The 22,425-nt window shown below is 58.8% G+C and carries 23 protein-coding genes and 1 tRNA gene; 5 read left to right on the top strand and 19 right to left on the bottom strand.

Annotation, left to right across the window (positions count from 1 at the left end):
- The 5 genes from gcvP (at nucleotide 1) to ACP7EE_RS25290 (ending at nucleotide 6,912) form a co-directional block, all read left to right on the top strand.
- Nucleotides 1-2,853 carry an aminomethyl-transferring glycine dehydrogenase gene (gene gcvP / locus ACP7EE_RS25310; protein ID WP_426237596.1) on the top strand — a complete coding sequence of 951 codons (2,853 nt, stop codon included), beginning with the start codon at nucleotides 1-3 and terminating at the stop codon, nucleotides 2,851-2,853.
- 202 nt (nucleotides 2,854-3,055) lie between these two features.
- Nucleotides 3,056-4,432, top strand: a complete 1,377-nt coding sequence (locus ACP7EE_RS25305) for an L-serine ammonia-lyase (protein WP_420646321.1) — start codon at nucleotides 3,056-3,058, stop codon at nucleotides 4,430-4,432.
- Between the two features lie 154 nt (nucleotides 4,433-4,586).
- Nucleotides 4,587-5,711: a glycine cleavage system aminomethyltransferase GcvT gene (gene gcvT / locus ACP7EE_RS25300; RefSeq protein WP_426237594.1), complete on the top strand. Its 1,125-nt coding sequence runs from the start codon at nucleotides 4,587-4,589 to the stop codon at nucleotides 5,709-5,711.
- 402 nt (nucleotides 5,712-6,113) lie between these two features.
- Nucleotides 6,114-6,326 carry a cold-shock protein gene (locus ACP7EE_RS25295; RefSeq protein ID WP_003227496.1) on the top strand — a complete coding sequence of 71 codons (213 nt, stop codon included), beginning with the start codon at nucleotides 6,114-6,116 and terminating at the stop codon, nucleotides 6,324-6,326.
- A 97-nt stretch (nucleotides 6,327-6,423) separates the two neighbouring features.
- A complete protein-coding gene (locus tag ACP7EE_RS25290; protein WP_420646319.1) occupies nucleotides 6,424-6,912 on the top strand; it encodes an RDD family protein in 489 nt (162 codons plus the stop codon).
- A 54-nt stretch (nucleotides 6,913-6,966) separates the two neighbouring features.
- Here ACP7EE_RS25290 and nadA read toward each other — a convergent pair whose 3' ends face one another.
- The 19 genes from nadA to ACP7EE_RS25195 all read right to left on the bottom strand — a co-directional run bounded on the left by nadA (nucleotide 6,967) and on the right by ACP7EE_RS25195 (nucleotide 22,111).
- Nucleotides 6,967-8,025, bottom strand: coding sequence for a quinolinate synthase NadA (gene nadA / locus ACP7EE_RS25285; protein WP_426237592.1), 1,059 nt, complete (start codon nucleotides 8,023-8,025; stop codon nucleotides 6,967-6,969).
- A gap of 270 nt (nucleotides 8,026-8,295) precedes the next feature.
- Nucleotides 8,296-8,371 (bottom strand) — tRNA-Lys (locus ACP7EE_RS25280).
- 63 nt (nucleotides 8,372-8,434) lie between these two features.
- Nucleotides 8,435-9,127 carry a 7-cyano-7-deazaguanine synthase QueC gene (queC, locus tag ACP7EE_RS25275; protein ID WP_426237590.1) on the bottom strand — a complete coding sequence of 231 codons (693 nt, stop codon included), beginning with the start codon at nucleotides 9,125-9,127 and terminating at the stop codon, nucleotides 8,435-8,437.
- A gap of 1 nt (nucleotide 9,128) precedes the next feature.
- Nucleotides 9,129-9,776, bottom strand: coding sequence for a 7-carboxy-7-deazaguanine synthase QueE (gene queE, locus ACP7EE_RS25270; RefSeq protein WP_401393477.1), 648 nt, complete (start codon nucleotides 9,774-9,776; stop codon nucleotides 9,129-9,131).
- A 166-nt stretch (nucleotides 9,777-9,942) separates the two neighbouring features.
- Nucleotides 9,943-10,779: a tol-pal system protein YbgF gene (gene ybgF / locus ACP7EE_RS25265; RefSeq protein WP_420646315.1), complete on the bottom strand. Its 837-nt coding sequence runs from the start codon at nucleotides 10,777-10,779 to the stop codon at nucleotides 9,943-9,945.
- A gap of 6 nt (nucleotides 10,780-10,785) precedes the next feature.
- Nucleotides 10,786-11,283, bottom strand: a complete 498-nt coding sequence (pal, locus tag ACP7EE_RS25260; RefSeq protein WP_003178634.1) for a peptidoglycan-associated lipoprotein Pal — start codon at nucleotides 11,281-11,283, stop codon at nucleotides 10,786-10,788.
- Between the two features lie 52 nt (nucleotides 11,284-11,335).
- Entirely contained in the window at nucleotides 11,336-12,616 is a 1,281-nt protein-coding gene (tolB, locus tag ACP7EE_RS25255; protein WP_420646678.1) for a Tol-Pal system beta propeller repeat protein TolB, read from the bottom strand.
- Nucleotides 12,617-12,633: 17 nt separating this feature from the next.
- The gene (tolA, locus tag ACP7EE_RS25250; protein WP_426237588.1) at nucleotides 12,634-13,716 is read right to left on the bottom strand and encodes a cell envelope integrity protein TolA; all 1,083 of its coding nucleotides are present in this window, start codon (nucleotides 13,714-13,716) and stop codon (nucleotides 12,634-12,636) included.
- Nucleotides 13,716-14,168 carry a protein TolR gene (gene tolR, locus ACP7EE_RS25245; protein WP_401268701.1) on the bottom strand — a complete coding sequence of 151 codons (453 nt, stop codon included), beginning with the start codon at nucleotides 14,166-14,168 and terminating at the stop codon, nucleotides 13,716-13,718. Before tolR ends, tolA begins: the two co-directional genes overlap by 1 nt.
- 23 nt (nucleotides 14,169-14,191) lie before the next feature.
- Nucleotides 14,192-14,887, bottom strand: coding sequence for a protein TolQ (tolQ, locus tag ACP7EE_RS25240; protein ID WP_008147369.1), 696 nt, complete (start codon nucleotides 14,885-14,887; stop codon nucleotides 14,192-14,194).
- The gene (gene ybgC, locus ACP7EE_RS25235) at nucleotides 14,877-15,344 is read right to left on the bottom strand and encodes a tol-pal system-associated acyl-CoA thioesterase (RefSeq protein WP_426237586.1); all 468 of its coding nucleotides are present in this window, start codon (nucleotides 15,342-15,344) and stop codon (nucleotides 14,877-14,879) included. Before ybgC ends, tolQ begins: the two co-directional genes overlap by 11 nt.
- Before the next feature lie 127 nt (nucleotides 15,345-15,471).
- On the bottom strand, nucleotides 15,472-16,533 hold the full coding sequence (ruvB, locus tag ACP7EE_RS25230; RefSeq protein ID WP_426237584.1) for a Holliday junction branch migration DNA helicase RuvB: 1,062 nt from the start codon (nucleotides 16,531-16,533) through the stop codon (nucleotides 15,472-15,474).
- Complete coding sequence (gene ruvA / locus ACP7EE_RS25225) at nucleotides 16,534-17,142, bottom strand: Holliday junction branch migration protein RuvA (protein WP_420646311.1); 609 nt, start codon at nucleotides 17,140-17,142, stop codon at nucleotides 16,534-16,536.
- A 114-nt stretch (nucleotides 17,143-17,256) separates the two neighbouring features.
- On the bottom strand, nucleotides 17,257-17,784 hold the full coding sequence (gene ruvC / locus ACP7EE_RS25220) for a crossover junction endodeoxyribonuclease RuvC (RefSeq protein ID WP_420646310.1): 528 nt from the start codon (nucleotides 17,782-17,784) through the stop codon (nucleotides 17,257-17,259).
- Nucleotides 17,785-17,941: 157 nt separating this feature from the next.
- A complete protein-coding gene (locus ACP7EE_RS25215) occupies nucleotides 17,942-18,688 on the bottom strand; it encodes a YebC/PmpR family DNA-binding transcriptional regulator (protein WP_420646309.1) in 747 nt (248 codons plus the stop codon).
- A gap of 133 nt (nucleotides 18,689-18,821) precedes the next feature.
- Complete coding sequence (aspS, locus tag ACP7EE_RS25210) at nucleotides 18,822-20,597, bottom strand: aspartate--tRNA ligase (RefSeq protein WP_008080219.1); 1,776 nt, start codon at nucleotides 20,595-20,597, stop codon at nucleotides 18,822-18,824.
- Nucleotides 20,598-20,705: 108 nt separating this feature from the next.
- Nucleotides 20,706-20,927 carry an FmdB family zinc ribbon protein gene (locus tag ACP7EE_RS25205; RefSeq protein ID WP_420646307.1) on the bottom strand — a complete coding sequence of 74 codons (222 nt, stop codon included), beginning with the start codon at nucleotides 20,925-20,927 and terminating at the stop codon, nucleotides 20,706-20,708.
- A gap of 113 nt (nucleotides 20,928-21,040) precedes the next feature.
- Entirely contained in the window at nucleotides 21,041-21,388 is a 348-nt protein-coding gene (locus tag ACP7EE_RS25200; protein ID WP_420646306.1) for a ribbon-helix-helix domain-containing protein, read from the bottom strand.
- Nucleotides 21,389-21,640: 252 nt separating this feature from the next.
- Complete coding sequence (locus tag ACP7EE_RS25195; RefSeq protein WP_426206262.1) at nucleotides 21,641-22,111, bottom strand: Dps family protein; 471 nt, start codon at nucleotides 22,109-22,111, stop codon at nucleotides 21,641-21,643.
- Between the last annotated feature and the right edge of the window lie 314 nt (nucleotides 22,112-22,425).

Here is a 22,425-nt window from a genome sequence, read left to right as displayed (position 1 = left end):
ATGACCCAAGTAAATCTCGGCACCCAAAACGAATTCATCGCCCGTCACATCGGCCCGCGCGCCGGTGACGAGCAGGCCATGCTCAACAGCCTCGGTTTCGACTCGCTCGAAGCCTTGAGCGCCAGCGTGATTCCGGAAAGCATCAAGGGCACCAGCGTGCTCGGCATGGACGACGGTCTGAGCGAAGCCGATGCACTGGCGATGATCAAAGGCATCGCCGGCAAGAATCAGCTGTTCAAGACCTACATCGGCCAGGGCTACTACAACTGCCACACGCCGTCGCCGATCCTGCGCAACCTGCTGGAAAACCCGGCCTGGTACACCGCTTACACGCCGTACCAGCCAGAAATCTCCCAGGGCCGTCTCGAAGCGCTGCTGAACTTTCAGACGCTGATCAGCGACCTCACCGGTCTGCCGATTGCCAACGCCTCCTTGCTCGACGAAGCCACCGCCGCTGCCGAAGCCATGACCTTCTGCAAACGCCTGAGCAAGAACAAGGGCAGCCACCAGTTCTTCGCCTCGATCCACAGCCACCCGCAAACCCTCGACGTGCTGCGCACCCGTGCCGAGCCGCTGGGCATCGACGTGGTAGTTGGCGACGAACGCGAACTGACTGACGTGACGCCGTTCTTTGGCGCGCTGCTGCAATACCCGGCGAGCAACGGTGATGTGTTCGATTACCGTGAACTGACCGAACGCTTCCACGCCGCCAACGCACTGGTCGCCGTCGCGGCCGATCTGCTGGCGCTGACTCTGCTGACTCCGCCGGGCGAGTTCGGCGCTGACGTGGCCATCGGTTCCGCACAACGCTTTGGCGTGCCGCTGGGCTTCGGTGGCCCGCACGCGGCGTACTTCTCGACTAAAGACGCGTTCAAGCGCGACATGCCCGGCCGTCTGGTCGGCGTTTCGGTTGACCGCTTCGGCAAACCGGCGCTACGTCTGGCAATGCAGACCCGCGAGCAACACATCCGTCGCGAGAAAGCCACGTCGAACATCTGCACCGCGCAAGTGCTGCTGGCCAACATCGCCAGCATGTACGCCGTGTATCACGGCCCGAAAGGCCTGACGCAGATCGCCAATCGTATTCACCACCTGACGGCGATTCTGGCCAAGGGTCTGAGCGCTTTGGGTCTGCAGGTCGAGCAAGCGAATTTCTTCGACACCCTGACCCTGGCCACTGGCGCGAACACTGCTGCCCTGCACGACAAGGCGCGTGCTCAGCAGATCAACCTGCGTGTGGTCGATGACCAGCGTCTGGGTCTGTCGGTGGATGAAACCACCACCGCCGCCGACATCGAAACCCTGTGGAGCCTGTTCGCTGACGGCAAAACTCTGCCGGACTTTGCTGCTCTGGCCGCTGCGGTCGAAAGCACCATCCCCGCCGCGCTGCTGCGTCAGTCGCCAATCCTCAGCCACCCGGTGTTCAACCGTTATCACTCGGAAACCGAGCTGATGCGCTACCTGCGCAAACTGGCGGACAAGGATCTGGCGCTCGATCGCACCATGATCCCGCTGGGTTCGTGCACCATGAAACTCAACGCCGCCAGCGAAATGATTCCGGTGACCTGGGCTGAATTCGGTGCGCTGCACCCGTTCGCTCCAGCCGAGCAAAGTGCCGGTTATCAACAACTGACCGACGAACTGGAAGCGATGCTCTGCGCCGCTACCGGTTACGACGCAATCTCGCTGCAACCGAACGCCGGTTCGCAAGGTGAATACGCCGGTCTGCTGGCGATCCGCGCTTATCACCAGAGTCGTGGCGATGAACGTCGTGACATCTGCCTGATCCCCTCGTCCGCCCACGGCACTAACCCGGCCACTGCCAACATGGCCGGCATGCGCGTGGTCGTGACCGCGTGCGATGCGCGTGGCAACGTCGATATCGAAGACCTGCGCGCCAAGGCCATCGAGCACCGCGAACATCTCGCTGCGCTGATGATCACCTACCCGTCGACCCACGGCGTGTTCGAAGAAGGCATCCGCGAAATCTGCGGGATCATTCATGACAACGGCGGCCAGGTGTACATCGACGGCGCCAACATGAACGCGATGGTCGGCCTCTGCGCACCGGGCAAGTTCGGCGGCGACGTGTCGCACCTGAACCTGCACAAAACCTTCTGCATCCCGCACGGCGGTGGCGGCCCGGGTGTCGGCCCGATTGGCGTGAAATCGCACCTGACGCCGTTCCTGCCTGGCCACGGCCATATGCAACGCAAGGAGGGCGCGGTCTGCGCGGCACCGTTCGGCAGCGCGAGCATTCTGCCGATCACCTGGATGTACATTCGCATGATGGGCGGCGCCGGTCTGAAACGCGCTTCGCAACTGGCGATCCTCAATGCCAACTACATCTCCCGTCGCCTGGAAGAGCACTATCCAGTGCTGTACACCGGCAGCAACGGTCTGGTGGCGCACGAGTGCATCCTGGATCTGCGTCCGTTGAAAGACAGCAGCGGCATCAGCGTCGATGACGTCGCCAAGCGCCTGATCGACTTTGGTTTCCACGCGCCGACCATGTCGTTCCCGGTGGCTGGCACGCTGATGATCGAGCCGACCGAAAGTGAATCCAAGGAAGAACTGGATCGCTTCTGCGACGCCATGATCCGCATCCGCGAAGAAATCCGCGCAGTGGAAAACGGCACACTGGACAAGGAAGACAACCCGCTGAAAAACGCACCGCACACGGCCGCCGAATTGGTAGGCGAGTGGACGCACCCGTACAGCCGCGAGCAAGCGGTGTACCCGGTAGCGTCGTTGATCGAAGGCAAATACTGGCCGCCGGTCGGTCGCGTCGACAACGTGTTCGGCGACCGCAACCTGGTCTGCGCCTGCCCGTCGATCGAAAGCTACGCTTAAGGAATGAGGGGCAGGCTTGCCCGCCCCCTTCTCCAGAACAAAACAATTCCCTGTGGGAGCTGGCTTGCCAGCGATGAGGGTGGATCAGTCTCCATCTCTGTTGCCTGACACACCGCCATCGCTGGCAAGCCAGCTCCCACAGGTAGATGTACCCAGTCTGAATTTCCGCCAATTCCTATAACAAGAAACCGGAGAACAACTCATGTCGTTAAGCGTGTTCGACCTGTTCAAGATTGGCATCGGCCCCTCCAGCTCCCACACCGTCGGCCCGATGCGTGCCGCCGCGCGTTTCGTCGAAGGCTTGCGTCGGGAAAATATGCTGTCCGCGACCGCGAGCGTCAGGGTTGAGCTGTACGGATCCCTCGGCGCCACCGGCAAGGGCCACGGTAGCGACAAAGCCGTGCTGCTCGGTCTGGAAGGTGAACACCCGGACACCGTTGATACCGAAACCGTCGCCGCACGTCTCGCGCAAATCCGTGGCAGCGGACAATTGAATCTGCTCGGTGAACACAGCATTGCGTTCAACGAGAAAGAACACCTGGCGATGATCCGCAAGCCGCTGGCCTATCACCCCAATGGCATGATTTTCCGCGCGTTCGATGCAGCCGGTTTGCAGATCCGCAGTCGCGAATATTATTCAGTCGGCGGTGGCTTCGTGGTCGATGAGGACGCGGCCGGTGCCGACCGCATCGTCGAAGACGCGACACCGCTGACTTTCCCGTTCAAAAGCGCCAAGGACTTGCTCAGTCATTGCGCAACCTATGGGCTGTCGATCAGCCAACTGATGCTGACCAACGAAAGCGCCTGGCGCCCGGAGGCGGAAACCCGCGCCGGGCTGCTGAACATCTGGCAAGTGATGCAGGACTGCGTGGCCGCTGGCTGCCGCAACGAAGGCATTTTACCGGGCGGGCTGAAGGTCAAACGCCGGGCGGCGGCGCTGCATCGGCAACTGTGCAAGAACCCGGAATCGGCACTGCGCGATCCGCTATCAGTGCTCGACTGGGTCAACCTCTACGCGCTCGCGGTCAACGAAGAGAACGCTAATGGCGGGCGCGTCGTTACAGCGCCCACCAACGGTGCGGCGGGGATTGTCCCGGCAGTGTTGCATTACTACATGCGCTTCATCCCCGGCGCCAATGAAGACGGTGTAGTGCGCTTTCTGCTGACCGCTGCCGCGATCGGCATTCTGTACAAGGAAAACGCTTCGATCTCCGGCGCCGAAGTCGGCTGTCAGGGTGAAGTCGGCGTCGCTTGCTCGATGGCCGCCGGCGCCTTGTGTGAAGTCCTCGGCGGCAGCGTTTCGCAGGTGGAAAACGCCGCCGAAATCGGCATGGAACACAACCTCGGTCTGACCTGCGATCCGATTGGCGGGCTGGTGCAAGTGCCGTGCATCGAGCGCAACGCGATGGGTTCGGTGAAAGCGATCAACGCGGTGCGCATGGCATTGCGTGGCGACGGCCAGCACTTCGTCTCCCTCGACAAAGTCATCCGCACCATGCGCCAGACCGGCGCCGACATGAAAAGCAAATACAAAGAGACCGCCCGCGGCGGTCTGGCGGTCAACATTATCGAATGCTGATCACGTAATTAACGCCCTCTCCAAAGGGAGTGGGCTGCAACTCAATGTCCTCTCTCGGGAGAGAACACCAAACTAGCCCCCTCTCCCTCCGGGAGAGGGCTGGGGTGAGGGGCTCTTGATCTTGCCCCTGCACCAACATTTCAAGGAGTTCCGCATGTCCACCGAACAACTGTCGAAAACCCCGCTCCACGCACTGCACATCGAACTCGGCGCGCGCATGGTGCCGTTCGCCGGCTACGACATGCCGGTGCAATACCCGTTGGGCGTGATGAAAGAACACCAGCACACCCGCGAGCAGGCCGGGCTGTTCGACGTGTCGCACATGGGCCAGATTCGCCTGACTGGGGCCAATGCCGCCAAAGCTCTGGAAACCCTGGTGCCAGTCGACATCATCGACCTGCCGGTCGGCATGCAGCGCTACGCGATGTTCACCAATGAAACCGGCGGCATCCTCGATGACCTGATGGTCGCCAACCTCGGTAACGACGAACTGTTCCTGGTGGTCAACGCGGCGTGCAAGGATCAGGATCTCGCGCATCTGCAGAAGCACATCGGCGCTGAGTGCAAGATCGAGCCGCTGTTCGAAGAACGCGCCCTGCTTGCTCTGCAAGGTCCGGCAGCCGTGACCGTGCTCGCGCGTCTGGCGCCGGAAGTGGCGCAAATGACTTTCATGCAGTTCAAGCGCGTGACACTGCTCGGCGTGGAATGCTTCGTCAGCCGTTCGGGCTATACCGGTGAAGACGGCTTCGAAATCTCGGTGCCAGCCGCCGACGCAGAAAAACTCGCCCGCGCCCTGCTGGCCGAACCTGAAGTGGCAGCCATCGGCCTCGGCGCGCGCGACTCGCTGCGCCTGGAAGCCGGTCTGTGCCTGTACGGCCATGACATGAACACTGAAACCACGCCAATCGAAGCCAGCCTGCTGTGGGCAATCTCCAAGCCACGGCGCGCTGACGGTGCACGCGCCGGCGGTTTCCCCGGCGCTGACACTATCTTCGCCCAACAACAGAACGGCGTGGTGCGCAAACGCGTGGGTCTGCTGCCCCAGGAACGCACACCGGTCCGCGAAGGCGCGGAAATCGTCAACGAAGCGGGCGAGATCATCGGCAGCGTGTGCAGCGGCGGTTTCGGTCCGACCCTGGGTGCACCTCTGGCGATGGGTTACATCGACAGCGCCTATATCACCCTTGATACGCCAGTCTGGGCAATCGTCCGTGGGAAAAAGGTGCCGCTGCTTGTAAGCAAAATGCCATTTGTTGCGCAACGCTACTATCGTGGTTGATTGACTGTTTCTATAAGTAACGCGATTGCGTTATGCGTGCACTAATGTGTAACGCAATCGCCATAAAATAGTGCAGCGGCTATACATCGATTCGAATATGAACCCGGCTTATAACGTTCGAAAACAATTGAACACTTCAATCGAATAAGCTCAGTCCAGTGAACAACTAACTACCAGCAGGCACAGTAAAACCGGGGCCTTCGCGGGGCTTGTTTTTTCTTTGGTAGTTGGCGTAAAGTTTGTCCACTGTGTTTGCATGGGTCAGCTTTGAATCGTGACCTGGGCAGTAGCCTACAAGTTAGCTACATCCCGCTCGACGTTTTCTTACTCTCCTGCAACCAGCCCCAGTACTCTTTCATGGGAAAGAGGCTGTCATCAATTTATGCGTCAAAGGAATAAGAAATGTCCACACGTCAGAGCGGTACCGTCAAGTGGTTTAACGACGAGAAAGGTTTTGGTTTCATCACTCCAGAAAGCGGTCCGGATCTGTTCGTGCATTTCCGCGCCATTCAGGGCAACGGCTTCAAGAGCCTGAAAGAAGGCCAGAAAGTCACCTTCGTGGCGGTGCAGGGCCAAAAAGGCATGCAGGCTGACGAAGTACAAGCAGAAGCCTAACCTTCTGTAACGAAAAAGCCCCTGATATTGATATCAGGGGCTTTTTTGTGCGCGCGAATCCGTAAAATGCCGGCTAACTTTCCGTCCAGAGGCTGCCATGTCGAAACACCTGCTCGTTCCACAGGGCGATTTCCCAACCGTGGGCCTCGGCCGGCGCCTGGCAGCGATGTTCTATGACTTTCTGCTGTGCACTGCCCTGCTGATTGTCACTGGCGGCATTTACAAGATGATTCAGGCTGCAATCATTGGCGAAGAGCGCCTGCGGGTGTTGACCGATGCCGGGCAACTGGATGGCGATCCGCTGTATTCCACCGTGCTGGTGCTGGTGCTGTTTGGCTTCTTCGCCAAGTTCTGGACCCATGGCGGGCAGACGCTGGGGATGCAGGTGTGGGGCATTCGCGTGCAGAACGCCGACGGCACGGCGATCAGCCTGTGGCAGGCGCTGCTGCGCTTCATGGTGTCGATTGCGTCGTGGCTGTGCGTTGGGTTGGGATTCTTCTGGTCGCTGTATGACAAGCAGAAGCGCACTTGGCATGACATCTACTCCGATACCCAGGTAGTGCGGGTACCGAAGAAACAAAAGTAGCGTCACCGATCACTGTGGCGAGGGAGCTTGCTCCCTCGCCACAACAGCGGGGAATCAGGCGTTACCGGCCAACTTCAGCCGCGCAGCCTGAGTGAAATCCAGCATGCGCTTGAGCGGGCGAATCGCCTGGGGAATCAGCGCCGGATCAACGAAGATCTCGCCAGTCCCCTCTTGCAAGCACTTGAGCGTGCGCTCAAGCGTGTTCATGGCCATCCACGGGCAATGTGCGCAACTGCGGCAGGCTGCGCCATTACCGGCGGTTGGCGCCTCGATGAAGACCTTGTCCGGGCACAGCTGCTGCATCTTGTAGAAGATGCCGCGGTCAGTGGCGACGATCAGGGTCTTGTTCGGCAGCGATTGCGCAGCGGCAATCAGCTGACTGGTGGAACCGACGGCATCCGCCAGTTCGATCACCGCAGTCGGCGACTCCGGGTGCACCAGAATCGCTGCGTCCGGATACAGCGCCTTCATGTCTTCAAGCTGCTTGGATTTGAATTCCTCGTGGACGATACAGGCACCGTCCCACAACAGCATGTCGGCGCCGGTCTTGCGCTGAATGTAGGTGCCCAGATGCTTGTCCGGGCCCCAAATGATGGTTTCGCCGTTGTCCATCAGGCTCTCGACGATCTCCAGCGCGCAGCTGGATGTCACCACCCAGTCAGCCCGGGCTTTGACCGCTGCGGAAGTGTTGGCGTACACCACCACCGTGCGCTCCGGATGCTGATCGCAGAACGCCGAGAACTCATCGACCGGGCAACCGAGGTCCAGCGAGCAAGTCGCCTCAAGGGTCGGCATCAGCACGCGTTTTTCCGGGTTGAGAATTTTCGCGGTCTCGCCCATGAACTTCACGCCGGCAACCACGACGGTCTTGGCCGGATGGGCGTTGCCGAAGCGGGCCATCTCCAGAGAGTCGGAGACGCAGCCACCGGTTTCTTCGGCCAGGGCCTGAATGATCGGATCGCAATAGAAGTGGGCAACCAGCACCGCGTCCTGAGCCTTGAGCTCGGCGGCGATGGCAGAACGGTAATGCGCCTCTTCCTCGGGCGTCAGCGGTTTGGGCTGTTTGGCGTCGAGGTGGGCTTGAACCAGAAGGCGTTCGGAAATCTGCGTCATGTTCGCAAGACCTGCAGGCGCGTTCGCGCGAAAGTCGAGTATACACCCGGCTCCGGACCGCTTGAGGGTACCGCCGGGAGAGTGATTTATATCAGGCACGGACAGCGTTGAAGCTGCGCAAGGCTACAGAATATCCCGTTGATACAAAAGATGATTCTGACCTGCGTCATGACGCGGAGCAGGATTGGAGATATGTCGGAATTGCAGGCAAAAAAAAACCCGGAAATCCTCACTTGCGTGGGCCTTCCGGATTTTCTAAACCGCCAAAAATGGTGGGTCGTGTGGGATTCGAACCTACGACCAATTGGTTAAAAGCCAACTGCTCTACCAACTGAGCTAACGACCCGCTGTGTGGTGGCGCGTATAATACTGATTTTTAAGGACTATTCAACACCTTTTTTGAAATAAATCAGAAATAAGGTGTTGGGTCGCTGATTCCGGCGGCCGCAAAGCCCTCGGAACGCAGACGGCAGCTGTCGCATTTACCGCACGCACGGCCTTCGTCATCAGCCTGGTAGCAGGAAACCGTCAACGCGTAATTCACGCCGAGCTTCACGCCCTCCTGAACAATCTGCGCCTTGCTCAGGTTTTGCAGCGGCGCTTGAATGCGGAAACCGTTGCCTTCCACGCCAGCCTTGGTCGCCAGATTGGCCATGCGCTCGAAAGACTCGATGAACTCCGGACGGCAATCCGGGTAGCCCGAATAGTCCACTGCGTTGACACCAATGAAGATGTCGCGCGCGCCAAGCACCTCAGCCCAACCCAGTGCCAGCGACAGGAACACCGTGTTGCGCGCTGGCACGTAAGTGACCGGAATGCCTTCACCCAGCGCTTCTGGAATGTCGATGCTGGTGTCGGTCAGGGCCGAGCCGCCCATGCCATCCAGATTCAGGCCAATCACTTTGTGCTCAACCGCCCCCAGATCACGGGAAACACGCGCAGCGGCATGCAGTTCAGCGTGCGAGCGCTGGCCGTAATCGAAACTCATGGTGTAGCAGGCGTAGCCTTCAGCGCGGGCCATGGCCACGACAGTTGCCGAGTCCAGGCCACCGGAGAGCAGGATTACCGCACGTCTTTCGCCAGTGTTCAGTTGTTCAGTCATTTCAGCGCCCCGGCTCGTCATTCCACAGATATTTATGCAGCTGCAGTTGCAAACGCACCGGCAGATTGTCCGCCACCACCCAGTCCGCCAGATCCCGAGCGTTCAGGTCGTGGTGACTTGGGGAAAACAATACTTCGCCGGCACGCCGCTCAAGACCGTACTGGATCAGCTTCGATACTGCCCAGTCATAGTCTTCCCGCGAACAGATGACAAACTTCACCTGATCGTTAGGGGTCAACAGCTCGATATTTTCGTAACGGTTGCGATGCGCTTCTTTGGAGCCTGGGGTCTTCAGGTCGACTACGCGGCTTACGCGCGGATCGACTGCGGAGACGTCGAGGGCGCCGCTGGTTTCCAGCGAAACTTCGTAACCGGCATCACAAAGCTGTTTGAGCAACGGAATGGCGTTGGGCTGCGCGAGCGGCTCGCCACCGGTGACACACACATAGCGCGGACGGAAACCGGCCACTTGTTCGAGGATGTCGTCGAGAGTGCGAATCGTGCCGCCGCTGAAGGCATAGGCGCTGTCGCAGTATTGGCAACGCAGAGGGCAACCGGTCAGGCGCACAAAAACAGTGGGCAGCCCGGCAGTCCGCGTTTCCCCCTGCAAAGAGTAGAAAACTTCGGTGATTCTCAATGTGTCTTGCATAGTCGCCACGGGCGTAACAGCTAAACAGGCTGTCCGCCTCCGTCAGGCACTTCAAGCAATCCCGCCAACGCGTAGACCACAAGAAGCGTGTTTCAGAAAAAGGGCGTGAATTCTAACGAAAAAACCCGCAACAAGTGCGGGTTTCTTCGAATCGGTTCAAACAGCCTTACATGCGCTGCAGATCGCGTTGGGCCAACTGAGCGGCGGAAGTGCCCGGGTATTGGGCCACCACCTGTTGCAGAATGCCTTTGACCTTGTCGGTGTGACCGAGGCGGCGCTCTACATCAGCGAGCTTGTACAGCGAATCCGGCACTTTGTTGTGCTTTGGATAGAGCTGCGAAACCTTGGCAAACGCCTGACCTGCACCTTGCAGATCGCCTTTGGCCAGGTTCACTTCGCCCAACCAGTACTGGGCATTGCCCGCGTATTGGCTGTTCGGGTATTTACGCAGGAAAGCGCTGAAAGCCTGGCTGGCCTTGTCGAAATCCTTGGCTTTGATCAGGTCGAAAGCGGCATCGTAATACAGCTTCTCTTTGGCCGGATCAGCCGGCTCACCACCTGCGGCAGGCGCCTGGGCGGCAGCAGCCCCGGCTCCAGCGGCAGCACCGGCAGCAGCACTTGCATCGCCACCGGCAGAAGAATTCTCGGGAGTCGCGGCAGGTGCAGCACCGGATCCTATGCGCCGATCAAGATCCTGGTATCGCTCCAGGGATTCTTGCTTCATGCGCGCAACCTGATTCTGCAGTTCTTCAATCACGCCTTGCTGGCGCGAGATCTGATCCTGCATCTGTTGCAATTGGTTGAACAGCATGCCGTTTGCCGAGGCAGGGGCCGAAGCCGCTCCCCCGGCATAGGCGCCGTTCGTACCGTAACCCGCAGGCGGATAACTGCTCCCGCTATTGTTATAACCGGAGTTGTCATCGACCACAGGAACCGCAGCCCACGCCGCAAGCGGCGCGAGGCTGAGAGCCAAAACAGTTACAGCACGACGGCACGTTCGCATATCGAATTACTTACGCAGTTCGACGCGACGGTTTTGAGCCCAGGACTGCTCGTCGTTGCCGGTAGCAACTGGACGCTCTTCGCCGTAGGAAACCAGTTCCAGCTGAGCTGGGGAAACACCTTGCAGTACCAGGTAGCGTTGAACGGCTTTCGCACGACGCTCGCCCAGTGCCATGTTGTACTCACGAGTACCACGTTCGTCGGTGTTGCCTTCCAGAACAACGCGAGCGCCGTTTGCTTTCAGGTCTTTGGCGTGAACGTCCAGAGCGCGCATGGCTTCTGGCTTCAGGTCCGAGCTGTCGTATTCGAAGTAGAAGGTGGTGATTGCGCGCAGAGCAGCTTCTTCGCTCAGGGAACCGTCAACGGCACCAGTGTTTGCGCCGTAACCAGCGTTTGGATCAACAGCGCCTTCACCGGCGTTGTCGCCGCCTTTGGACGAGCAACCTACAGCTACAGCCATGGCCAGAGCCAGCGCAGCAAATTTACCAAACTTCAGCATTTCCATCGTGAAACTCCTAATGAACCCCAGTGTGTTAAGTAAAACGTGTAGCGCCCGCTCACTTCAGGTAAGGGGACCAGGACGGTTCTCTGACTTCGCCTTGAGCGGTAGGAAGCGGGAGCCTAACGCGTCCATTAATGGACACGAGCATCAAGACTCCCCGGCCCTGTTGGCGGGTGGCGTAGATTACCATGGTGCCGTTGGGCGCAACAGTAGGTGACTCGTCCAGAGTGCTATCAGTTAGGATTTTTACACTTCCGCGCTGCAAATCCTGGGCTGCCACCTTGAAATTAGTGAATCCGTCCTGACGATGGATCATCACCAGGGTCTTTTCATCCGCCGAAAGCTTAGGGTTGGCGTTGTAGTTACCAATAAAGGTCACTCGCTCCGCACCGCCGCCACTTGCGCTGGTTTTGTAGATCTGCGGTTTGCCGCCACGGTCCGAGGTGAAGTAGATGGTCGAACCATCCTTGCCCCAGTACGGTTCGGTGTTGATGCCAGGACCTGCAGTGACGCGGTTGATCTGACGCGAAGCCAGATTCATCACGTAGATGTCCGGGTTACCGTCTTTCGACAGTACGAACGCCAGGCGATCACCATTCGGCGACCACGCTGGTGCGCCATTCAGGCCTTCGAAGTTGGTGATCTGCTCACGGCGACCGGTGTCGATGTTCTGCATGAAGATCCGCGGACGCTTCTGCTCGAACGACACATAGGCAATGCGCTTGCCGTCCGGTGCGAAACGCGGCGACAGGATTGGCTCGCGCGATTGCAACAGAGTCACAGCGCGGGCACCGTCATAGTCCGAACGCTGCAGGGTGTAACGGGTGTTCTTCTCGGAGAAGCGTTCAGCCGTTACATACAGCAGACGCGTCGAAAACGCACCCTGGATACCGGTGAGCTTTTCGAACGACTGGTCGGAGATGAAGTGCGCCATGTCGCGCAGTTGCTCGGTAGTACCGGAGACACTGCCGTCAGCGACTTTCTGCTCGGTCGCCACGTTGAACAATGCCCACTGCACTTGCAGCCGGCCGCCGGCCGGCACAATGCTGCCGACCATCATGTATTGAGCACCCACCGCCTTCCAGTCACGGAAGATGATTTCGCTCGGCTGGCTTGGCTGGCTGATCATGTTTTGCTTTGGAATCGGCGAGTAGTAGCCCGAGTTACGCAAATCGTTACCAATGATTTCAGCCATGTCGTCCGGCAGTACCGCACCGCCCTGGAAGGCGAACGGTACGACCGCAATCGGAGTAGCCCGATCGCTGCCGCTGGTGACCAGAATGTTCTTTTCATCTGCTGCCGCGAAACCTGCCATACAGCAGATCACGACCAGCATTCCTCGAAGAAGGTTTCTCACAAGGCTAGATCCTCAGGTGTGAATGTCATCTTGAATGAACGATACGGAGCGAAATCGCTCGGCTTCATTCCCTGCATTTCCGTCAAACGTCCAATATTCTTGACCGCCGCGACTGCCGAAGCATCGAACGGACCGTCGCCACTGGATTTGGCCACGCCGACCGAAGTCACCGTACCGTCCGGCAACATGCCGATTTGCAGCACGACCGTCATGCCTTTGCGTGCCGAAGGAGGACGTGCCCAACCTTCCGCTGCTCGCGCACGAATCAGGTCATCGAAACTGCCCGCGACTTCGTCACCCTGCTCATCGGCCAAGGCTTGCTGGCGCTGCGGCGTGTCGGAAAGCAAATCGGCCAAGGCCTGAGCCTTTTTGTCTTCGGTCGATTTACGGGCCGCTTCCTGCGCTTTTTTCTTCGCAGCGTCGGCAGCAGCTTTCTTCTTCGCGTCTTCGGCGACTTTCTTCTTCGCCTCTTCAGCTTCAGCTTTCTTCTTGGCGTCTTCGGCGGCTTTCTTCTTCGCGTCTTCGACGATCTTCTTCTTGGCTTCTTCAGCAGCGGCTTTCTTGGCCTCTTCTTCAGCAGCCTTTTTGGCTTCTTCTTCAGATTTCTTCTTGGCTATATCAGCCAATTGTTTCTCTTCAGCCTTTTTGGCTTCGGCGGTCTTCTTGGCTTCGTCGGCTTTCTTGGCTTCATCAGCCTTCTTCGCCTCGTCCGCTTTTTTCGACTCGTCGGCCTTCTTGGCTTCCTCGGCTTTTTGAGCCGCTTCTTCTTTCTTTTGTTCCGCAGCGGCCTTGATCTCTTCCTGCTCGACCTTTTTCTGTTCCATCTGCTCGACTTCGGTCTGACGCGCGGCGGATTTCTTCGCCTCACCCGCAATCTTCTGATTGGTCTGGGTGGTCGCCTGACTTTTCGATTTCAGTTGATACAAGGTCGCCTGGACAATCGGCTTGGCCGGCGGCAGCTCAGGTGTAAAAGCGAAACTGACGAACAGCATGCCGAATACCAGCACGTGCAAGACAATCGCCCAGACACTAGGCCAGAAGAAGCTTTCCGAGGCAGACGGCTCTCGCAGTGGCTGCATCAGGGGGCCTCGGTAATCAAGCCAACATTACCGACCCCGGCTTTCTGCAACCCGCCCATGGCGCCCATGACGGAACCGTAATCGACAGTCTTGTCGCCACGAATGAACACTTGGGTACGCTTGCCGTTACCGTTGCCGGCAGCGATGATTTTTGTCACCGCGCTGGTCATCTGCGGCAGGGTCATGGCCCTGTCCTGTTGCTTCTCGGTGTCGACTTCGCTGCCAAGGTTCCAGTAGTAGGTCTTGTCAGCCTTGATCGAAATGGTCAGGACCTGGGTGTTGTTGTCCTGCGGCAAGGCTTCGCTGGAAACCTTGGGCAGATCAACTTTCACGCCCTGATTGAGCATCGGCGCGGTCACCATGAAGATGACCAGCAGTACCAACATCACGTCGATGTATGGCACTACGTTCATCTCGGCGACCGGCTTGCGCTTTTTGCGAGCTCGAGCGATTAAAGCCATTGGAAATTACCTGCTTATTCTTCGCTGGTGTGCACTTTGCGGTGCAGGATCGCCTGGAATTCATCGGCGAAGGTGTAGTAACGGCCCAGCAGGGTTTCGCTGCGGGCAGCAAAACGGTTGTAAGCGATTACCGCAGGGATTGCCGCAAACAGGCCGATCGCCGTAGCGATCAGGGCTTCGGCGATACCCGGAGCCACAGTGGCGAGGGTCGCTTGCTGGGCAGTGGCCAGGCCACGGAAGGAGTTCATGATGCCCCACACCGTACCGAACAGACCGATGTACGGGCTGACGGAACCTACGGTGGCGAGGAACGGCAGGCTCTGCTCGAGCTTCTCTTCTTCACGCGAAATAGCTACGCGCATGGCACGCGCCACACCTTCCATCACCGCCTCAGGATCAACGCCTGGCTGCTGACGCAGACGGGAGAATTCCTTGAAACCGGCACGGAAGATCTGCTCCACGCCCGAATCCGGATCAGGATTGCTGCCAGCCTGGCGGTAGAGTTTGGACAGATCGATACCCGACCAGAAGCGCTCTTCGAAGCTCTCCAGGGCGCGTCGACCGGCGCGCAGCAGATTGCTGCGCTGAAAGATCATGATCCATGAGGTCACCGATGCGGCCACCAGGATCAACATTACCAACTGCACCACGATGCTGGCATTGCTGACCAGGCTCCACATGGAGGAATGGTCGACGACGTTAGCTTCCACGCTTTATCTCCTGCTTTGAGTGTGTACCCGTGCCGACCGCGCTGGCGAAAGCCGCACGCAAGTCTTCGGGAAGGGCCCGGGGTTTCAAACTGTCGGTGCGCACGCAGGCCACCAAAAACTGCCCTTCGCAGAGCAGCACATTATCCGTCGCCCGCCTGACCTGCTGTTTAAAGCGCAGGCTGGCACGGTTCAATTCGATTACTTCAGCGCTTACCAGAAGCTCGTCGTCCAGTCGCGCCGGCGCGTGGTAACGCGCTTCGCTGGAATGCACGACAAACAACAGATCCTCCCCTGCCAACTGCGATTGGGCAAAGCCCAGTTCACGCAGCCGCTCGGTTCGAGCCCGTTCCATAAACTTGAGGTAATTAACGTAATACACGATGCCGCCCGCATCGGTGTCCTCGTAATAAACGCGACAACGATGTGCGAACGGCTCTAACCCGTTTTGCGCGCGCATACTCTAGTGCTTACTCCTCGGGTTGCCAATCCAGCCAGGCAACTGTTTTTCATCGATCTGCGGCTTTATCGCGAAAGTACCGTCGTCGGACAGCACAAACCCGGAATAAATCGGCACGCAATGTGTATTAATCGTCCGCAGCATCGAGAAACTCGTCTACCACGGGCATCTCGCCCATTCGTGTCGGAATGTTTAAACCAAAGTGCAGATACGCGTGACGAGTCACGACCCGGCCGCGCGGTGTGCGCATGATGTAACCCTGCTGGATCAGATACGGCTCGAGCACGTCTTCAATGGTGTGGCGCTCTTCGCTGATCGCCGCCGCCAGACTGTCGATACCCACCGGTCCACCGTCGAATTTTTCGATCATGGTCAACAGCAGTCGCCGGTCCTGATGATCGAAGCCATGTTCGTCGACATCCAGCAGATTCAGCGCCAGATCGGCCACTGCCTTGGTGATATGGCCCTTGGCGCGGACTTCGGCAAAATCCCGCACGCGGCGCAGCAAACGGTTGGCAATCCGCGGCGTACCACGGGCGCGACGCGCGATCTCGAACGCACCTTCCGGATCCAGCGGCAAGCCAAGAATGCTCGCCGAACGACTGACAATCGTCGACAGATCGGCGGTGCTGTAAAACTCCAGACGCTGGACGATGCCAAAACGGTCGCGCAACGGGTTGGTGAGCATGCCCGCACGCGTAGTTGCGCCAACGAGGGTGAACGGCGGCAGATCAAGCTTGATCGAACGCGCCGCCGGCCCTTCACCGATCATGATATCGAGCTGAAAATCTTCCATCGCCGGGTACAGCACTTCTTCGACGATTGGCGACAGGCGATGGATTTCATCGATGAACAGCACGTCATGCGGTTCGAGGTTGGTCAATAACGCCGCCAGATCACCCGGCCGCTCGAGTACAGGGCCGGAAGTGCTCTTGATCGACACGCCCATTTCCTGGGCGATGATGTTCGCCAGCGTGGTTTTACCCAGACCTGGTGGGCCGAAGATCAGCGTGTGGTCGAGGGATTCGTTGCGCCCCCGTGCAGCCTGGATGAACAGCTCCATCTGCTCGCGAACGGTCGGCTGGCCGATGTATTCGGCCAGGCTGACAGGACGAATCGCCCGGTCCTGGACTTCTTCGCGCTCACGCGGTGCAGGCGTGGCGGTGATCAGACGATCAGCTTCAATCACTTAAATCATTCCCTTCAGGGCGCGTCGGATCAGGTCTTCGCTGCTCAGATTTTTATCTTTAATCGCGGTAATCGCTTTGCTCGCCTCCTGCGGCTTGTAGCCCAGGGAGACCAGCGCGCTGACTGCATCGGTTTCGGCGGTGTTGACTGGCGCCGGGCCGTCGGGCTGGTTGGGCACCAGCGCGAACATCGCGGGCACGGTTTCCCAGGCTTTGAAGCGATCCTTCAACTCAACCAACAGGCGCTCGGCGGTTTTCTTGCCTACGCCAGGGACCTTGGTCAACGCCGAGGTGTCCTGGGACTGCACGCATCGCACCAGCTCATCGACTTCCAGGCTCGACATCAGCGCGAGGGCCAATTTCGGCCCTACACCATTGAGACGGATCAACTCGCGAAAAAAGTCTCGCTCACGCTTGCCGGAAAAACCATAGAGCAGTTGCGCGTCTTCGCGTACGACCAAGTGCGTGTGCAGGGTCAGCGGTTCGCCGACCGACGGCAGGCGATACAGGGTGGTCATCGGCACTTCGAGCTCATAGCCGAGGCCGTTTACATCGAGAATCAGGTGCGGTGGCTGTTTTTCAGCCAGAGTGCCGCGCAAGCGTCCAATCACGTTTCAGATCCTTGAGCGTTGGCCAGCCGTGGGCTGGCGACTGTCGGAACAAGGGTTTCAGGCCGACGACCCAGGCGCGAAACCCGCATTCCACAAATTTGATTGCTGATGCTATCAGAGACGCAGGCGCCCGCCACGACTGCGTGCCGCTCCCAGACCATGCGGCAACAGACTGGAACGCGTATGCGCGTGACAAATGGCAATCGCCAGGGCGTCCGAGGCGTCGATCTGCGGTTTGCTGGTCAGCTTGAGCATGTGCATGACCATCATTTGCACTTGTTCTTTATTGGCGGCGCCGGTGCCGACCACGGCTTGTTTGACTTGAGTCGCGGTGTATTCAGCGATCTCCAGGCATTCCTCGGCACCGGCAACGATGGCCGCGCCACGGGCCTGACCGAGTTTCAGCGCCGAGTCGGCGTTCTTCGCCATGAACACTTTTTCGATGCCCATGGTCACCGGGCCGTAGGTCTGGATGATTTCGCGCACGCCGCGATAAACGATTTGCAGACGATCAGGCAGCTCACCGGCGCCAGTGCGAATGCAGCCCGAGGCTACGTAAATACAACCGCCACGCCCGGTATCGCGTACCACGCCATAACCGGTAATGCGCGAACCGGGGTCGATACCAAGAATTAAAGTCATAACGCCTGCGGAATCGAAAAAAACACCAACTTCAATACAACCAATAACAACTGTGGGAGCTGGCTTGCCAGCGATGACTATGTATCAGGCGACATCATTGCCAGATGTGCCGACGCCATCGCTGGCAAGCCAGCTCCCACATTGAATCTAGTCGCTGTTAACCGAGCTGCGCAGCCACTTCCTCGGGAATGTCCGCGTTGGAATAGACGTTCTGCACGTCATCCAGGTCTTCCAGCATGTCGATCAGCTTGAGCACCTTCTCCGCGCCCTCCAGATCCAGCTCGGCGCTGGTGGTTGGCAGCATGACGATTTCCGCGTCATCACCTTTGAAGCCAGCGGCTTCCAGCGCGTTACGCACGGAGTAAAAACCGGCGAACGACGTGAACACCTCAATCGAACCGTCTTCGTGGGTGACCACGTCATCGGCGTCGGCTTCCATCGCCGCTTCGATCAACGCATCTTCATCAACGCCCGGCGCGAAGGATATCTGCCCCTTGCGCTCGAACAGATACGCCACCGAGCCGTCGGTGCCCAGATTACCGCCGCACTTGCTGAACGCATGGCGCACGGCCGCTGCGGTACGGTTGCGGTTATCGGTCATGCACTCGACCATCACTGCCACGCCGCCCGGGCCGTAGCCTTCGTAGCTCAGCTCGACCATATCGTCGGTGTCGGCAGCACCGGCACCACGAGCAACTGCGCGATCAATGATGTCGCGGCTCATGTTCGCACCGAGAGCCTTGTCCAGCGCCAGACGCAGACGTGGATTGGAACCCGGATCGCCGCCACCCTGACGGGCCGCAACGGTCAGCTCACGAATCCACTTGGTGAAGATTTTGCCTTTCTTGGCATCCTGACGTTCTTTGCGGTGCTTGATGTTCGCCCACTTCGAATGACCCGCCATAACTCGCTCCGAATTCTCTTTGAAACGTTGCCCGCCCTGCGCTTGCAGCGGCCGGCAAACAAAAAATCTCGACCGTTTTCAGTCTCTACAGAAAGAAAAAAGGCGCATCCGAAGATGCGCCTTCAGGCCCGTGTTACTCAGCCTTTGGCGTTTCGCGCAAACGAATGTGCAATTCGCGCAATGCCTTGGCATCCACCACACCCGGCGCTTGCGTCATGACGTCCGCAGCACTCTGGGTTTTCGGGAAGGCGATCACTTCACGGATCGACTGGGCGCCAGTCATCAGCATCACCAGACGATCCAGACCGAAGGCCAGACCACCGTGCGGCGGTGCGCCGTATTTCAGGGCGTCGAGCAGGAAGCCGAATTTCTCTTCCTGTTCTGCTTCGTTGATACCCAGCAGACGGAATACCGCTTGCTGCATTTCCTTGCGGTGAATACGGATCGAACCGCCACCCAATTCAGTGCCGTTGAGCACCATGTCGTAGGCACGCGACAGAGCGCCGGCCGGGTTGGCTTCCAATTCTTCTGGCGAGCACTTCGGCGCGGTGAACGGGTGGTGCAGCGCGGAGAAGCTGCCGTCGTCGTTCTCTTCGAACATCGGGAAGTCGACAACCCACATCGGTGCCCACTTGCAGGTCAGCAGGTTCAGGTCGTGACCGAGCTTGATACGCAGCGCGCCCAAGGCCTCGCTGACGATCTTGGCCTTGTCGGCGCCGAAGAACACGATGTCGCCATCAACTGCACCCACGCGATCAAGGATGGCGTTGAGGTTTTCCAGCGGAATGTTTTTCACGATCGGCGATTGCAGACCGTCAACACCGGCAGCGCGCTCGTTGACCTTGATGTAAGCCAGGCCCTTGGCGCCGTAAATGCCGACGAACTTGGTGTAGTCGTCGATCTGCTTGCGCGGCATGCTCGCCCCGCCTGGAACGCGCAGTGCGGCGATACGGCATTTCGGGTCGTTGGCCGGGCCGCTGAACACTTTGAAATCAACTTCTTTGAGCTGATCGGCAACGTCTACCAGTTCCAGCGGAATACGCAGGTCCGGCTTGTCGGAACCGTAGCGGCGCATGGCTTCTTCGAAAGTCATGTGCGGGAATTCGCCGAATTCCAGATCCAGCACTTCCTTGAACAGGTTGCGGATCATTTGCTCGGTCAGGCCCATGATCTCTTTTTCATCGAGGAAACTGGTCTCGATGTCGATCTGGGTGAATTCAGGCTGGCGGTCAGCACGCAGGTCTTCGTCGCGGAAGCACTTGGCGATCTGGTAGTAACGGTCGAAGCCGGCAACCATCAGCAGTTGTTTGAACAGCTGCGGCGATTGCGGCAGGGCGAAGAACGAACCGGCGTGGGTACGGCTTGGCACCAGATAGTCACGCGCACCTTCAGGGGTGGCACGGGTCAGGATCGGCGTTTCCACGTCGAGGAAGCCGTTCTCGTCGAGGAAGCGACGGATGCTGGTGGTCATGCGCGAACGCAGACGCAGCTTCTCGGCCATTTCCGGGCGACGCAGATCGAGGAAGCGATAGCGCAGGCGGGTTTCTTCGCCCACGTCGGAGAACTCGTTCAGCGGGAACGGCGGGGTTTCCGACTCGTTCAGCACTTCCAGTTCGTAGCCCAGCACTTCGATCATGCCCGACGCCATGTTGGCGTTGGTCGCACCGGCCGGACGCAGACGCACCTTGCCAGTGATCTTCACTACGTATTCGCTGCGCACGCGATCGGCGGCGGCGAAGCTCTCGGCGCGATCCGGATCGAATACCACCTGGGCCAGACCATCACGGTCACGGATATCGAGGAAAATCACCCCGCCGTGGTCGCGGCGACGGTGAACCCATCCGCAAAGGGTAATTTCCTGACCTTCCAGGCTTTCGTTCAACTGGCCGCAATAATGGCTGCGCATCATGGTAGTGGTTCGCTTCTCGTAATTCGAAATTCGGTGGAGATCCCGCCGCACTCAAGCACTGTGCGACATGCAGGAACTCGCGCGTGTCGTTTGACCTGGGTCTGAACCCTAGTCAGATTTGTCGCCGCCGGCCAGATTCTTCTTCGTGCCGGTCTTGAAATCGGTTTCGTACCAACCGCTGCCGCTCAGGCGAAAGCCGGGCATGGACAGCATCTTCTTGAGCTCTGGCGCCTGACAGGCAGGGCAGTCGACCAGTGGGGAATCGCTGATCTTTTGAATGGCTTCCAACTGATGACCACAGGAAGCACATTGGTAATCGTACATCGGCATGGAGGTGTCTCGGCGATCAGATTGCTGCCGCATGCAGGGTCGCGCGGCGAAAGGGCGAGATTATATCCATTAAATGCGGCCTGTGCAGCCGTAAGACTGCACAGGCCGTCGTGTTATTCGCTGTGCCGTGCAGTGCCCGCCGCAGAATCCTTGAGGCCATGCAGCACACACACCACTCGCACCAGACCGCTGAAGTTTTTCACGCCGCCATGGCGCAGATGTACTTCACGATCCACCCGCGACAGCAATGTGCCGATCGAACAGCAATGGTCATGCGCCATGCTGTGCAGAATATTCCAGTACACCTGCTCAAGTCGCATGCAGGTGGCAAAACCGTTCAAACGCACCGACCGTGATAAAGGCCGGATCAACCCCATGTCGAACTCGCCGAGAAACGGCTCGCCCGACATGCTCCGCTGCGATTCGACAACCCTGTCACTTCGCCTGTCTCCATCTGCCATATCGTTGACACTCCTTTGCCATCGCTACTGGTTATCAAGGCAACATCCAGTGGCCTCATTAAAAGCGCAGCGGCAAAGGGTTAGCCAGATGACTTTATGACCATCTGCGTAGGATAAGCCAACAGAACATGGCGGATCATGGAGCGCGCAACTCGCTTCCGAGTTTCCTACAGAAGCCGTTGCTTTTTCCCGGCGTAGAAACAGAAATCGGCAGCAGCGCACGAACAGCATCTGTTCATGCGCCAAGGGCCGTCAGCCTTCGAGCAGCGCGCGCAACATCCACGCGGTTTTCTCGTGAACCTGCATGCGCTGGGTCAGCAAATCGGCTGTCGGCTCGTCGCTGACCTTGTCCAGCAGTGGAAAAATGCCCCGTGCAGTGCGAGTGACTGCTTCCTGGCCGGCGACCAGTTGCTTGATCATGTCCTCGGCACTCGGCACGCCCTCCTCTTCTTTAATAGAGGACAGGCGCGCGTAGGTCGAATAAGCGCCCGGCGCCGGGAATCCGAGTGCGCGAATGCGCTCGGCGATTGAATCCACCGCCAGCGCCAGTTCGTTGTATTGCTCCTCGAACATCAAGTGCAGGGTGCGGAACATCGGCCCAGTGACGTTCCAGTGGAAGTTGTGGGTCTTCAGATACAGCACGTAGGTGTCCGACAACAGCCGCGACAGCCCTTCGACGATGGACTTGCGGTCTTCTTCGCTGATACCGATATCGATTGCCATGCTTACCCCCTAGAGGCGATTGAATTTCATCCAACAGGTGCTGACCCACTCTAGCAAGGCAATCGGCGCCTCGCAGCCCCAAATCGGGGCGATAGCTGCGACAAATCGACCGACTATCTACCAACCGCCAACCAACCATCTGCCACTGGCCGGGCTGATTTGAGTAGCTGCGGGCTTTGCTGTTAAATAGGCAGCGTGTCGCCAGGCCTTTTTTCCGGGCTTTTGCGCATAGGCTGATGCCGGGCACGTGTCCAACGCCTCTTTATTTTTCTCGAAGCGAACCGTGCGCCTTCAGCTCTTCCTTGTGAGCCGTC

The organism is Pseudomonas sp. TWP3-2 (assembly GCF_049897765.1).
Lineage (GTDB): Bacteria > Pseudomonadota > Gammaproteobacteria > Pseudomonadales > Pseudomonadaceae > Aquipseudomonas.
Note: the sequence above shows the minus strand (reverse complement) of the source record. Positions and strands in the feature narration are given on the sequence as shown.